This window comes from Streptomyces sp. AM25, from assembly GCF_058146165.1.
The window spans coordinates 211,106-224,270 of record NZ_JBKIWN010000015.1; the positions used below are offsets into that span (position 1 = coordinate 211,106).

A 13,165-nucleotide genomic window follows, 5' to 3' on the forward strand; every position below is an offset into this window, starting at 1 on the left:
GGGCGAAGCCCCCTGAGAAACGGCGAAAGGGCGGGACCGGGGCATGACACCGACGGACCTCGGGCCGGTCCCCGCCGAGCAGCCGCTCACGTACCCCGGGCGCCCGGTGACCGAGCCGTCGCTGCTGGACGGGGACCGGCTGCTCCCGTGGGACCCGGCGGCCCTCACGGGCCGCCACCCCGTGATCGCCGTCGGCAGCAACGCCTCCCCGGCGCAGCTGCGCCACAAGCTCCGCCTGGACGGCCTCTCCGGCACGGTCCCCATGGCCCCGGCCGAGGTCCGCGGGATCGCGGTCGGCTGCTCGGCCCACATCGGCGTCCACGGCTACGTGGCGGCCGCGCCGTACGCGGCCCCCGGGGCCGTCCGCACGCTCGTGATCACCTGGCTCGATTCCGCGCAGCTCGCCGCCGTGGACCGTACGGAGTTCAACTACCAACGGGTGTCGGTGCCCGGCACCGGATTTCTCTACGTCAGCCGGCACGGCGTCCTCGCCGACCCGGACACCGGTCGCCCCCGCCCCGGCGCGCGCGACCAGCGTGCGCTCCTCACCGCGCTACTGGCCGCCTCAGCACGCCTCCGTGCGCTTCTCGGCCCCGGACCGGAGGACTGGGTCGCCCGGGTCCGCACCGAGCCGGAGGTGCGGCAGGCCGGGAAACGGATCTTCGTCGAGGAGGGCTGGGTCCGGCCCGCGAGATTGGTCATCACTGGGGAACCGTCAACCCCTCGTCTATCCTCCTAACCCTTACGGAGGCATTTGCCCGGACGAGCTCGCGAGGGGCGAAGAATGATCGAGGCAGTCGGCCTCACCAAGCGCTACGGCGCCAAAACGGCCGTGCACAACCTGTCGTTCCAGGTGCGACCGGGGGCCGTCACCGGCTTCCTGGGCCCCAACGGCTCCGGCAAGTCGACCACGATGCGCATGATCCTCGGCCTGGACATGCCCACCTCGGGCCAGGTGACGATCGGCGGTCACCCGTACCACAGGCTGCCCAACGCGCCCCGCCAGGTCGGCGCCCTGCTGGACGCCAAGGCCGTGCACGGCGGTCGCAGCGCCCGTATGCACCTGCTGTCGCTCGCCCAGCTCGCCGGCATCCCCGCGCGCCGGGTGGACGAGGTGCTGGGCGTCGTCGGCCTCCAGGACGTGGCCCGCAGGCGCTCCAAGGGCTTCTCGCTGGGCATGGGCCAGCGCCTCGGCATCGCGGCCGCGCTCCTCGGCGACCCCGCGGTGCTGCTCTTCGACGAGCCGGTCAACGGCCTCGACCCCGAGGGCATCCTCTGGGTCCGCAATCTCATGAAGCGGCTCGCGGCCGAGGGCCGGACCGTCTTCGTCTCCTCGCACCTGATGAGCGAGATGGCGCTGACCGCCGACCACCTCATCGTCATCGGCCGCGGGCAGCTGCTCGCCGACATGAGCATCAAGGACTTCATCTCCGCGAACTCCGCGGACTTCGCGCGCGTCCGCGCCCCCGAGCCGGAGAGCCGCGACAAGCTCACGGGCGCCCTGGTCGAGGCGGGCGCCCAGGTGCTGCCGGAGCCGGACGGGGCGCTGCGGGTGACGGGCCTGACGCTCCCCCGCATCAGCGACATCGCCCACGGCGCGGACATCCGCCTCTGGGAACTCTCCCCGCACCAGGCCTCGTTGGAGGAGGCCTACATGCGGATGACGCAGGCCGCGGTGGACTACCGCTCCACGACGGACCAGCGCCACGGCTTCCAGGCCCCGCCGGCCGGACCGGTACCGCCCAACTGGGGCGAGGCGTACCCGGTGCTGCCGGGTGAACAGCCGAACCCGTACGCCGCCCAGCGCAACAGCGAGGACGTCCGATGAGCACGCCCCAGCAGCACTCCGCGACGCCCCGACTGCCCTCACAGGCACCGGGCCACCAGCCGGGCACCGAGCCCGCGGCGGGCGGTTTCGTCTCGCCGGTGCCCATGCGCAGGGCCACGCTCGCCGACGCGGTCCTCGCCGAGTGGACCAAGATCCGCTCCGTCCGGTCCACGATGTGGACGCTGGGCGTCATGGTGGCGCTCATCGTCGGCATCGGCCTGCTCATCGCCGCGGCCGTCAACGGGGCCGCCCCCACCGAGGCGAACGACGTCTCCCCGATGACCTACGGCTTCATCGGTATGCTCCTCGCCACCATCTGCGTGATCACGCTCGGCGTGCTGACGATCTCCTCCGAGTACGGCACCGGGCTGATCCGCACCACCCTGACCGCCTGCCCCAGCCGGTCCCGGGTGCTGACCGCCAAGGCGATCGTCTTCTCGCTGTTGACTTTCGTGATCACGACCGTCTCGACGTTCGTCGTCGCCGCGGTCCACTCGTCGGCGTTCGGCAGTCTGAGCACCTACGAGCCGACCGGTGGGGACTGGCTGCGGGCCACGGTGGGCGCGAGCCTGTTCATGTCGCTGCTGGGCCTGCTGTCGCTGGCCGTGGGCGCACTGGTGCGGCACTCCGCCGGGGCGATCACGATCATGCTGGGGGTGGTGATGCTGCCGATGATCCTGGCGGTGTTCCTGGTGCTGAATTCCCTGCGGGACCTGCGGGACGCCCTGCTCCAGTACTCGATTCCGGCCGAGCTGGCGACGTTGTACGACGCGAAGTCCGGCATCAACGGGGGGCCGACCGGCTGGGAGCCGGTCTGGATCATGGCCGCTCTGGCCGCGGCGGGCATGGCTTGCGCCTATGCCGCGTTGGCGCGGCGCGACGCCTGAGCGCTGCGCCGGCCGTGCCCCGTCAGGGGCGCGGGGAACTGCGCGACAAGCCACGACGAACCCGCAGCCGACGCACTGCACAGGGTCTGGGGCGGGAGCCCCAGGACAACACCCCCTCAGTAGCGAGGCGCATTCCTGGACCGCTGGAGCTTGGCGCTCCGGCGGTCCCGCGCGTTCCAGCACGCCTTGTGCCAGTGCCGCCGGTCCTCCACGCCGGCACCGTACTGCGGCCACGCCACCAGGTGCGGCACCCCGGGCGGAATCTCCTGGTCACAGCCCGGGCATCGGTACCGCTTGCCGGCCGCGCCGCCGCCGATCATGCGGATCGACCACTCCTCGCCCTGCCAGCTCTCGGTGCGCTCCAGGCCGTAGCGTTCGCCGTTCATGTCGTACGGCGCTGCAGCTGGTTTCTCGGCACCGCCTCGCGGGCGGTTTCGGCGCGGAGACACGGGGCACCTCGGGGAGTCGGAAGAGCGACGGACCGTGACCCAGCGTACGCGGCACGGCCGCCCGGCCGGGCGGGCATCCTCGTGGCGGCATCGCGCTTGCTCTCCGATCATCATGAAAACTTCACGCCCGGCCGTACCTTTGGCACGTGTCGGCCGTTATTGCCTCCAGGGGGATGCCGCGTCGGTCGCTAGGAGGAACAAGAGCGATGCGCATTGGAGCATTTGTCCTGGCCGCCCAGTTTCCGGGTCAGGGCCACGGGGAGGCGCTGTACCGGGCCGTCCGCTCGGCGGAGGTGGCCGAGGAGGCCGGGCTGGACGCCGTCTGGCTCGCCGAACACCACTTCGTGCCCTACGGGGTCTGCCCCTCGGCAGTGACGCTGGCCGCACTGCTGCTGGGCCGCACCCGGCGCATCGAGGTGGGCACGGCGGTGAGCGTCCTGCCGACGGTCCATCCCGTGGCCCTCGGCGAGCAGGCCGCGCTGCTGCACCTGACGTCCGGCGGCCGGTTCGTGCTGGGCGTCGGCCGGGGCGGCCCCTGGGTCGATCTGGAAGTCTTCAACTCGGGCCTGGGGGCGTACGAAGAGGGGTTCCCGGAATCCCTCGAACTGCTGATGCGCTGGCTGCGCGAACCCCGCGTGGGCGCGGCCGGGGAGCGGTTCGCGTTCCGTGAAGTCCCCGTCGTACCAAGGCCGGACGAGCTGGAGGACCGTTCCGCCCCGGGGGTCGTCGTCGCCTGCACCTCGCCCACCAGCGTCCGGCTGGCGGCGCGGCACGGGCTGCCGATGCTGCTGGGGATGCACAGCACGGACGAGGAGAAGGCGGAGATGGTGGCGCTGTGGCGCAAGTGCGCGCTGGAGTCGGGGAGTTCGCCGGAGGCGGTCGCCGCGGCCGGTCATGTCTCGGCCGGTGTGGTGCAGATCGCGGACCGGCGCGAGGAGGCCGCCGAGACGCTGCTCAAGGCGATGCCGGGCTGGCTGCACGAGGGGCTCGCAGCCCATGTGACGGTCGACGGGCGGCCGCGCCGGATGCGCGATCCCCACGCCTACACCGAGCTGCTCTGCGAGCTCCATCCGGTCGGCTCGCCCCGGCTGTGCGCCGAGCGGCTTTCAGCCACGGCGGAACGTACCGGCATCACCCGCTTCGCCCTGCTCGCCGAGGGCTCCGGGGACCTCGCCGCCACCGAGGAGAACCTCCGCCGCCTCGGGGCGGACGTGCTGCCGCAGCTCGCCTGACCTCCCGTCCTCTCCTGTCGTTCGCCGGGCTCCGGCAGCAGGAACGCCTCAGCAGTCCCGCAGCTCCGGGGACTGGTTCAGCAACTGGCCCCGGACAGAAGTGAAACGGGCCAGTCTCTCGTTCACCGAAGGGTCCACCGGGAAGACCGCGACCCGGTGGCAGTTCTGGAATGCCAGGCGTACCCCGAAGTGTCGCTGCAGTGCACCACGGATCGCGTCACTCGCCAGGGCACGCAGGAGCTGGCCGCGCGCCTGCTCGTCCGGCGGCGGTGTCCGGTTGTCGGCGAACGCGCCGCCTTCGCACTCGAGCCGGGCCACCAGAGAGCTGATCATCTCCCATGCGTAGGGCAGGGAGGTCCGGACGCAGTCGACAAAATCGGCTTCGTCGACCTCGCCTCGCTCGGCCTGTTCAAGGAGGGCCGGTGAGACGTCGAGCGACATGGGTTCTCCTCTCGCGACCCCGCGAGCGGGGTCTCACGGTTGGGCGAGCGGACGACGACGCGCTGGACCCGCACGACGACCGCCCGGGTTCAACGGTAATCCGGCCACTGCGGCCCCACCAGGAGAACGCACATACAACTGGCCAATGCCGAACGGGCGGATCCAGGGCGAATCGCGCCGAGTGGCAGGAGTCGAGTAGCGTGGCTCACCATGCGTCTCGTCATCGCCCGTTGCTCCGTGGACTACGCGGGCCGGCTCACCGCCCACCTGCCCTCCGCCCCCCGGCTCATCCTGGTCAAGGCCGACGGCAGTGTCTCGATCCACGCGGACGACCGTGCCTACAAGCCCCTCAACTGGATGTCCCCGCCGTGCACCCTGAAAGAGGGGGACGACAGCGTGTGGACGGTGATCAACAAGGCGGGCGAGAAGCTCATCATCACCATGGAAGAGGTGCTGCACGACTCCTCGCACGAGCTCGGCGTCGACCCCGGCCTCATCAAGGACGGCGTGGAAGCGCACCTTCAGGAGCTGCTCGCGGACCGCATCGAGACCCTCGGCGAGGGCTACACCCTGATCCGCCGCGAGTACCCGACGGCCATCGGCCCGGTGGACATCCTCTGCCGTGACGCGGACGGCGCGACGGTGGCGGTCGAGATCAAGCGCCGCGGCGAGATCGACGGCGTCGAGCAGCTCACGCGCTACCTGGAGCTGCTGAACCGCGACCCGCACCTGGCCCCCGTCCGCGGCATCTTCGCGGCCCAGGAGATCAAGCCCCAGGCCCGCGTCCTGGCCACGGACCGCGGCATCGGCTGCACGGTCCTGGACTACAACGCCCTACGCGGCATCGAGGACGACAAACTGCGCTTGTTCTGAGAGCCCAAGCCCCGCGCCCCGTAAGGGGCACGGGGCTGTATCTACGTGCGGCTCCGCCGCGTGGGCGCGACCACGGTGGCGCGCCCCGTAAGGGGCGCGGGGAACTGCGCGACCAGCCACGACGAACCCGCGCCCGAACGCCGCCCCTCAGGACGCAGACGCCCCCGGCTTCACCGGCGTCGACCCGGCGCCCCCGGTACCGCTTCCACCCGTCCCGCCGCCGGGCGACGGCGGCTGATCCGCCGACTTCGACGGCGAAGCCGTCGGCGGCGTCGGCTTCGGCGACTCCCCGCCCCCACCGGGCGAGGGCGACTGCGACGGCGAGTGCGAAGGCGACTTCGACGGCGTCGGATCCGCCGGATCCGTCGGCACATGCGGCGCCGACGGCGACACCCCCGTCCCCGACGAAGGCCCCGCACTCCGCGACGCCCCCGGCGCACCCGGCCCCCCGGGCGCCCCACTGCGCTCCGGCGCACCGGCACCCGTACCCGAACGCCCCGGCACACCCGGGACCCCGTTCTGCACAGCCGCAGGCTGGTCCGCGTTCAGCCCGTCGCCCCCGTCCTGCTGGGACGCGCTCTGCCCCGGCTTGACGGTGTTGGAGTGCTGCCCGTTGCCGCCGGAGGCCGCGCCGAGCGTGACGACGGTGCCGAGCACCGCCGCGAGCAGCGCCCCCGCACCGGCGGCCGCCATGTTGCGGTGGGTCCCGGCGGCGATCAGCCGCCTGGTCCACGGCTGCTTGGCGGCGGGCCGCGGCGCCGGCACCCGGCTGATGACCGCGGTGGTCACGTCGTCCGGGTTCGGCACGGCCGGCCGCACCGGCGGTACGGTCACCGACAGCGGCGCCGACACCGGCCCCTTCGCCACGGCGGGCGGCGCGGCCGACTCCTCGCTGCGCGCGTCCGGCACCTCCTCCCCCGCCTGGGTGGCCGGCTCGAAGCCGGCCGGCAGGAGCGAGGACTTCCCGAGGTCGGTCCGCGGGGCGACCGCGGGCACGCCGCGCGCCCCCATGGCCAGCCCGGTGCGGTCGGCGACCAGGGCCAGCGCCCGCCGCCCGGCGACCGCTCCGCGCTTGTCGGCCAGCACCCCGCGCAGCCCGATCGAGGCCTCCAGCGCGGCACGCGCCCGGTCGAGGTTGCCGCTGCACAGCGCGAGGACGCCCAACTCGTGGTGGAAATACGCTTCTTCGCCGACCTCCCCGGCGAGTCTCGCCGCCTCCTGTCCGTGCCGGAGGCTGCGCTCCCAGGCGCCCCAGTGCTGCGCGGCCGCGAAGGCCGGCGCCGCCGTGCGGGCCAGCAGGACGGCCGCGGCCGGGTGTCCGGCCTCCCCGTCCGCGACGAGCGCGGCCAGCGCCGCGAGGATCGCGTCGGCCTCCTGGGCGATGCGCTCCGGGGCGACCGAGGGGTGCCCCGCCCACCAGGCGTAGTGCTGGGCGGCGGTGTGCGCCCGGGCGGCCGCCTCGTCGCCGTAGCCCTCGGCCGAGAGCTGGTCGGCGACGCCGACGGCCAGCCGGTAGTGCGCCCCGGCGGCGGTGATCAGGCCGCAGGCGAGCAGCTCGCCGACGGCCGCGTCGGCGTGCGTGTCCCCGGCGAGGGCGGGCAGGTGGGCCTGGTGCGGGAGTTCGCCGCCGAGGGCGACGGCGAAGCGCAGGGTGTCCCGCGCGGCCTCGCCGAGCCGGGAGGCGAGCAGCGCGGCGGGCGCGGCGGCCTGCGCGAGGCTGGGCAGGGCGGGGCGGCCCGAGGCGACGTAGGGCCGTTCCGCGGTGACGCCGAACTCGTCGGCGGCCCCCGCCTCTTCGGCCGCGTCCGGCGCCGCCTGCTCGTCCCGGTGCCGCAGCAGCGCACCCGCCTGGACGAACCGCAGCGGCAGGCCCTCGGACTCGAACCACAGGTCCGCCGCCCAGCTCGCCTCCTCGTCCGTGAGCGGCCGGTCCACGGCCGGCTCCAGCAGCTCCAGGCAGCCGGTGCGGTCGAGGCCGCCGAGGAAGACCTCCTCCACGTGCGAGTCGGCGGAGGGGGCCGCCACGTCGGGCGTCGCGGCGAGCAGGAAGGCGCACTCGGGGGTCGCGTCGAGCAGCTCGTCGAGCGCGGCGCCGCCGAACTCCAGGTCGTCCAGGACGACCACGGCCCCGATCTCCGCGACGGCCGCCAGCAGCGCGGCCCGGTCGGGCCGGTACCGCGGTGCGTGGTGCACGGCGGCGTAGAGCTCGTGGAGCAGATCGGTCGCAGTGCGGTGATATCCGCTCAACCGGACGACTCCGTCGGGCGCGAGGCCCGCGCAGTCCTCGGCGACGGCGTCCAGCAGGGTGGTGCGCCCGGAGCCGGACGGGCCGGTCAGCCGGACGGAACGGCCGCGCGAGAGCAGCCGGGAGAGCCGCTCGCGCTCCTCGCCCCGGTGCAGCAGGGGCAGTTCGGGCCCGACGGACCGGGCGGGCGGGGTCGGGGCGGCGGCCCGGCGCAGCGCCTCGCGCTCCTCGGGCCCGTGGCGCTCGGGCCGGGCGGCGGGGAGCCGGCCCGGCGGGCAGGGCTCTATCTCGCTGCCGTCCAGGGGGTTGACGGTGAGCAGGTAGTCACCGGCGACGAGCTGGACGACGCGGACGGGGCCCGGGGCGCCGGACTCCTGCCCGCCGACGAGTTCGGAGCGCGGCGGCCGCCGCGGGCCGCTCCCGGTGCCGGGAGCGCGTTCGTCGTCGTGGACTGCGTCGTCGCGGAATTCCTCGGATGCCCGGTTCGTCGGGTCCATGGTTCAGAGCCCCCAGATGCGTGGCGTGCCGTCGTGCCCTCCGGCCTGTCCGCACTCCTTCGACCTCCGGCGGGCGTGGTGGCGCCCGGCCGTCGATACCGGTCCGGTGCCCGCCGTGGGCTGTCGTGGCGGCGGGAAACCGAACAGACCTTGGCACAGTATCTACGAACAGGAGGGTGCCGCGTCGCCCAGGACGTCACAGTCTTATGAGCATTGGGGGTGCTCGGCGCCGCAGGGGGCTCATCCCGCCCGCCCGGCGCCCCGTTTCACACGCGGGGCCGGCCGCCGTCCGCGAGGTTCTCCCCCTCGATCGCGAGGATGCGGTGCAGCCGGGTGGCGACCAGCAGCCGCTGCATCCGGTCCGGCACGCCCCGCAGCACCAGCCGCCGCCCGGTGCGCCCGGCACGGCGGTGGGCCCCCATGATGACGCCGAGTCCGGTGGCGTCCCAGGAGTCCAGCTCGGTCAGGTCGAGGACGAGGTCGCCCCGGCCGCCGTCGAGGGCGGAATGCAGGACCGTACGGGCGTTCGCCGCGCTGCGGACGTCGAGGCGCCCCCCGACGACCAGTTCGGCGTGGTCGCCCCTGATGTGCATATGCGCTCCCGGGAGAGGTTCTGTTCCGTCTGGTCCGAGGTTCTAAAGAACTGACTGCCTTTCGCACGGCAAAGTTGCCGTCTGTAAGCGAATTGCTACCGAATTCACCCCACGGGGTGAATTCGGTAGCCGATGGAGCCTCAGTGCTGGTAAAAGCCCTGGCCGCTCTTGCGGCCCAGGTCGCCCGCGTCGACCATGCGGCGCATGAGCTCCGGCGGGGCGAACTTCTCGTCCTGGCACTCGGTGTAGATGTTCTCGGTCGCGTGCAGCAGGATGTCGACGCCCGTCAGGTCGGCGGTCGCCAGCGGGCCCATGGCGTGGCCGAAGCCCAGCCTGCAGGCGATGTCGATGTCCTCGGCGCTGGCCACCCCGGACTCGTACAGCTTGGCCGCCTCGACGACCAGCGCCGAGATCAGGCGGGTGGTGACGAAACCGGCGACGTCGCGGTTGACGACGATGCAGGTCTTGCCGATGCCCTCGGCGAACTCCCGCGCGGCGGCGAGGGTTTCGTCGCTGGTCTTGTGCCCGCGCACCAGCTCGCACAGCTGCATCATCGGCACCGGCGAGAAGAAGTGGGCGCCGACCACGCGCTCCGGGCGGGCGGTGGCGGCCGCGATCTTGGTGATCGGGATGGCGGAGGTGTTGGAGGCGAGGACGGTGTCCTCCTTCACCAGCCCGTCCAGGGTGCGGAAGATGTCCCGCTTGGTGTCGACGTCCTCGAAGACGGCCTCCACCACGATGTCGGCGTCGGCGGCCGCGTCGAGGTCCGTGGTCGGGGTGATGCGCGCGAGCGCCTGCTCGGCCGCGGCGGCCTCCAGCCTGCCCTTGGCCACGAACCGGTCCAGCGAGGCCCGGATGCCGTCCGTGCCGCGCTGCAGCGCCGCATCGGTCACGTCCCGCAGCACGACGTCCCAGCCGGCCTGCGCGGAGACCTGCGCAATGCCGGACCCCATCAGTCCGGCACCGATGACGGCGAGCTTCTTGGCCACGACTGTCCCCTTACTCCCTGTACACCTGCGTGTTCTTACGGCTCTTGGCCGGACCTTAGCGTCCGGGAGCGCGCCGTTGGGAGGGAAGAGATGCGCGTCACGTCCCGAATGACGGACATCACACCGAGACGGCCACCGGCCGGGCCACACGCTGCAGTTGAGCCACTCGGGCCCCAGTGATCACACCGCCGGGCGGATGCCGTACCCCAGCAGACGGTCGCTCAGCAGCCCCTCGATCTCGTCCAGCAGACCCAGCGCCGCACGCGAGGTCTCGGTGGCGGAGCGCCCCGCCACCACCTCGCCCTGGATGTACTCCGTCACCTGCGCCTGGATCCAGCCCAGCTGACCCGCCACCAGCCCGGGCAGCGGCCCGGCGTCCTCCCCGGCCTCCTCGGCGAGCACGGCGGTGAGCCCGTCGACGGCGCGGCGCCGCATGCCGAACACCCGGGAGCGCAGGGCCGGCGACTCCTCGATGACGCGCAGGAACCGCTCGAACCCGTCCACGAGCCCCATCCGCGGCGAGACGGCCACGACGTCCGCCCGCAGGGCGCGCAGCACGGCCGCGGCGGGGGACTCGCCCGCGGGACGGCCGCGGACGGCCGTGGCGAGCCACTCGACGGCGTCGTCCTCGCGGTCGAGGAAGAGGTCCTCCTTCGCGCCGAAGTAGTTGTAGACGGTGTTGACGGACACGTCCGCGGCCGTGGCGACGTCCGCGATCGTCACCGCGTCGAAGCCGCGCTCCAGGAACAGGCCGGTCGCCACGTCCGAGATGTGCTGCCTCGTCTGCCGCTTCTTCCGCTCCCTGAGCCCTTCGCCGGTCATGCCCTCATCGTAGCTTCGCTGCACTCCTTGAAAACTTGGAGTCATTGCAAACTTTCAGGGACTCTGCTTTTCTTGCGGCATGGACAGCTTGGACAGCTCCGACAGCATCCGCACGTCCGGACTCACCCGGACCTTCACGACCCCGCGCGGCCCCGTCGAGGCGGTGCGCGGCATCGACCTGACCGTCCGCCGCGGCGAGATCCTCGGCTTCCTCGGCCCCAACGGCGCGGGCAAGACCACCACGCTGCGCATGCTCACCACCCTGCTCGCGCCCACCGGCGGCACCGCGACCGTCGCCGGGCACGACCTCGCCCGCGACCCCCGGGGGGTCCGCCGCCGCACCGGCTACGTGGCCCAGTCCGGAGGCGTCGACCCCGCCGTCTCGGTGCGCGAGGAACTGGTAACCCAGGGACGGTTCTACGGGCTCCGCAAGGCCGAAGCCGCCGGGCGCGCCGAGGAGTTGGCGCACGAGCTCGGCCTCACCGGCCTCCTGGGCCGGCCGTGCGCGGCCCTCTCCGGCGGGCAGCGGCGCCGGCTCGACATCGCCATGGCCCTCACCCACCGGCCCGAGGTCCTCTTCCTCGACGAGCCCACCACCGGCCTCGACCCCGGCAGCCGTGCCGACCTCTGGGACCTCGTGCGCCGCATCCGCACCGAGTGGGGCACGACCGTCTTCCTCACCACGCACTACCTCGACGAGGCGGACGCACTCGCCGACCGGCTGATCGTCGTCGACCACGGCCGCGTCGTGGCGGAGGGGACCCCGGCGGAGCTCAAGACCCGCTACGCCGGCTCCCCCGACGCCACCCTGCAGGACGCCTTCCTCGTCATCACCGGGCGCGGCCCCGCGCCCCGGGACACCACCCCCGTAGCCGTCTAGGAGCCGACACCCCGTGCACACCCTCGCGTCCGACACCGCCCTCGTCTTCGGCCGGTACGCCCGCCAGACCCTGCGCTCGAAGCCCGCCATGACCTTCGGTGCGCTGATGCCCTCGCTCTACCTCGTCCTCTACGGCCCGCTGCTCACGCACATGCCGCTCGGCGGGACGGGCTCCTCCTGGCAGGTCCTCGTCCCGGGCCTGCTCCTCCAACTCGCCCTCTTCGGCGCCTCGTTCGCCGGAATGGCGCTGATCATCGAGAAGCAGCACGGCATCGTCGACCGGATGCGGGTCACCCCGGTCAGCCGGCTCGCCCTGCTGCTGGGGCGCATCCTGCGGGACGCCGCGCTGCTCACCGTGCAGGCGGCCGTGATCGTCCTGGTGGCCGTGGCCATGGGCCTGCGGGCACCGCTGCCCGGCGTCCTGATGGGCTTCGCCTTCACGGCGGCACTGGCGCTGTCGCTGGCGTCCCTGTCCTACGCGCTGGCCATGAAGGCCGCCGCGCCCACGTCCTTCGCCCCGCTCGTCAACGCCGTCAACATGCAGGCCATGCTGCTCTCCGGCCTCCTGCTCCCCATGTCCCTCGCGCCCGGCTGGCTCGACGCGCTCTCCCACGTGATGCCGCTGCGCTATCTGGTGGACGCGGTCCGCGCCGCGTTCGTCGGCCACTACGCGGACCCGGCGCTGCTGCGCGGCGCGTTGGCGGCCCTCGCCCTGCTGGCCGTCTCGGTGACGGCCGGAACGCGGTACTTCCGCAGGGCCGGGGCGTGACTACGCTCGGGGCATGGTCAACCTGACGCGTATCTACACCCGCACCGGCGACGACGGCACCACCGCCCTCGGCGACATGAGCCGGACCGTGAAGACCGACACCCGCATCGCGGCGTACGCCGACGCGAACGAGGCCAACGCCGCGATCGGGGTGGCCATCGCGCTGGGGCAGCTGCCGGAGGACATCGTGGCGGTGCTCGTCCGGGTCCAGAACGACCTCTTCGACGTGGGTGCCGACCTGGCGACCCCCGTCGTGGAGAACCCCGCGCTTTCAAGAAAAATGGCCCCGCCGCTGCGCGTCGAGCAGTCCTACATCGACCGCCTGGAGGCGGACTGCGACCGCTTCCTGGAGCCGCTGGAGAAGCTGCGCAGCTTCATCCTTCCCGGGGGGGCGCCGGGCGCTGCGCTGCTGCACCAGGCGTGCACGGTGGCACGGCGCGCGGAGCGCGCCACGTGGGCGGCGCTGGAGATGCACGGCGACATCATGAACGGCCTGACGGCGACGTACTTGAACCGGCTGTCGGACCTACTGTTCATCCTGGCGCGAAGCGCCAACCGGGACGTCGGGGACGTCCTTTGGGTACCGGGCGAGAACCGCTGACCTCTGCGGTGGCGCGCCCCGTAAGGGGCGCGGGACTGTATGTATTTGCGGCTCCGCCG

The 13,165-nt window shown here is 72.9% G+C and carries 13 protein-coding genes and 1 pseudogene; 8 read left to right on the forward strand and 6 right to left on the reverse strand.

Translation table 11 applies throughout. The annotated features are described in order from the left end of the window. Positions 1–43: 43 nt before the first annotated feature. The 3 genes and pseudogenes from ACLHRZ_RS21535 (at position 44) to ACLHRZ_RS21545 (ending at position 2,715) form a co-directional block, all read left to right on the forward strand. Positions 44–739: a hypothetical protein gene (locus ACLHRZ_RS21535; RefSeq protein ID WP_490420121.1), complete on the forward strand. Its 696-nt coding sequence runs from the start codon at positions 44–46 to the stop codon at positions 737–739. A gap of 45 nt (positions 740–784) precedes the next feature. Continuing rightward, a pseudogene (locus tag ACLHRZ_RS21540) lies at positions 785–1,932 on the forward strand (ABC transporter ATP-binding protein); the annotation flags it as partial. Beyond that, positions 1,927–2,715: a DUF2705 family protein gene (locus ACLHRZ_RS21545; RefSeq protein WP_490420222.1), complete on the forward strand. Its 789-nt coding sequence runs from the start codon at positions 1,927–1,929 to the stop codon at positions 2,713–2,715. The pseudogene ACLHRZ_RS21540 and the gene ACLHRZ_RS21545, both read left to right, overlap by 6 nt. A 116-nt stretch (positions 2,716–2,831) precedes the next feature. On the opposite strand, the gene ACLHRZ_RS21550 is transcribed toward ACLHRZ_RS21545, so the two are convergent. Beyond that, complete coding sequence (locus ACLHRZ_RS21550) at positions 2,832–3,164, reverse strand: Rv1322 family protein (RefSeq protein WP_490420122.1); 333 nt, start codon at positions 3,162–3,164, stop codon at positions 2,832–2,834. Between the two features lie 206 nt (positions 3,165–3,370). Here ACLHRZ_RS21550 and ACLHRZ_RS21555 point away from each other — a divergent pair, with 206 nt between their 5' ends. Further along, positions 3,371–4,396 (forward strand): LLM class flavin-dependent oxidoreductase, encoded by a 1,026-nt coding sequence (locus tag ACLHRZ_RS21555; protein ID WP_490420123.1) that lies wholly within the window; start codon positions 3,371–3,373, stop codon positions 4,394–4,396. Positions 4,397–4,444: 48 nt separating this feature from the next. On the opposite strand, the gene ACLHRZ_RS21560 is transcribed toward ACLHRZ_RS21555, so the two are convergent. Then, the gene (locus tag ACLHRZ_RS21560) at positions 4,445–4,837 is read right to left on the reverse strand and encodes an SCO5389 family protein (RefSeq protein ID WP_490420124.1); all 393 of its coding nucleotides are present in this window, start codon (positions 4,835–4,837) and stop codon (positions 4,445–4,447) included. Positions 4,838–5,047: 210 nt separating this feature from the next. Here ACLHRZ_RS21560 and nucS point away from each other — a divergent pair, with 210 nt between their 5' ends. Next, entirely contained in the window at positions 5,048–5,710 is a 663-nt protein-coding gene (gene nucS / locus ACLHRZ_RS21565) for an endonuclease NucS (RefSeq protein ID WP_171085134.1), read from the forward strand. A gap of 147 nt (positions 5,711–5,857) precedes the next feature. Here nucS and ACLHRZ_RS21570 read toward each other — a convergent pair whose 3' ends face one another. The 4 genes from ACLHRZ_RS21570 to ACLHRZ_RS21585 form a co-directional block, all read right to left on the reverse strand. Beyond that, entirely contained in the window at positions 5,858–8,452 is a 2,595-nt protein-coding gene (locus ACLHRZ_RS21570) for an ATP-binding protein (protein ID WP_490420125.1), read from the reverse strand. A 266-nt stretch (positions 8,453–8,718) separates the two neighbouring features. Further along, complete coding sequence (locus tag ACLHRZ_RS21575) at positions 8,719–9,045, reverse strand: STAS domain-containing protein (RefSeq protein WP_490420126.1); 327 nt, start codon at positions 9,043–9,045, stop codon at positions 8,719–8,721. A 140-nt stretch (positions 9,046–9,185) separates the two neighbouring features. Further along, a complete protein-coding gene (locus ACLHRZ_RS21580; protein ID WP_490420127.1) occupies positions 9,186–10,034 on the reverse strand; it encodes a 3-hydroxyacyl-CoA dehydrogenase family protein in 849 nt (282 codons plus the stop codon). Between the two features lie 180 nt (positions 10,035–10,214). Then, positions 10,215–10,856, reverse strand: a complete 642-nt coding sequence (locus tag ACLHRZ_RS21585; RefSeq protein WP_490420128.1) for a TetR/AcrR family transcriptional regulator — start codon at positions 10,854–10,856, stop codon at positions 10,215–10,217. Positions 10,857–10,935: 79 nt separating this feature from the next. On the opposite strand from ACLHRZ_RS21585, the gene ACLHRZ_RS21590 reads away from it, so the two are divergent. Genes ACLHRZ_RS21590 through ACLHRZ_RS21600 form a run of 3 tightly spaced genes read left to right on the forward strand, consistent with a single transcriptional unit; the run spans position 10,936 to position 13,106 of the window. After that, complete coding sequence (locus ACLHRZ_RS21590) at positions 10,936–11,736, forward strand: ABC transporter ATP-binding protein (protein ID WP_490420129.1); 801 nt, start codon at positions 10,936–10,938, stop codon at positions 11,734–11,736. A 13-nt stretch (positions 11,737–11,749) separates the two neighbouring features. Then, the gene (locus ACLHRZ_RS21595) at positions 11,750–12,505 is read left to right on the forward strand and encodes an ABC transporter permease (RefSeq protein WP_490420130.1); all 756 of its coding nucleotides are present in this window, start codon (positions 11,750–11,752) and stop codon (positions 12,503–12,505) included. A 13-nt stretch (positions 12,506–12,518) separates the two neighbouring features. Next, complete coding sequence (locus tag ACLHRZ_RS21600; protein WP_490420131.1) at positions 12,519–13,106, forward strand: cob(I)yrinic acid a,c-diamide adenosyltransferase; 588 nt, start codon at positions 12,519–12,521, stop codon at positions 13,104–13,106. Positions 13,107–13,165 lie beyond the last annotated feature (59 nt).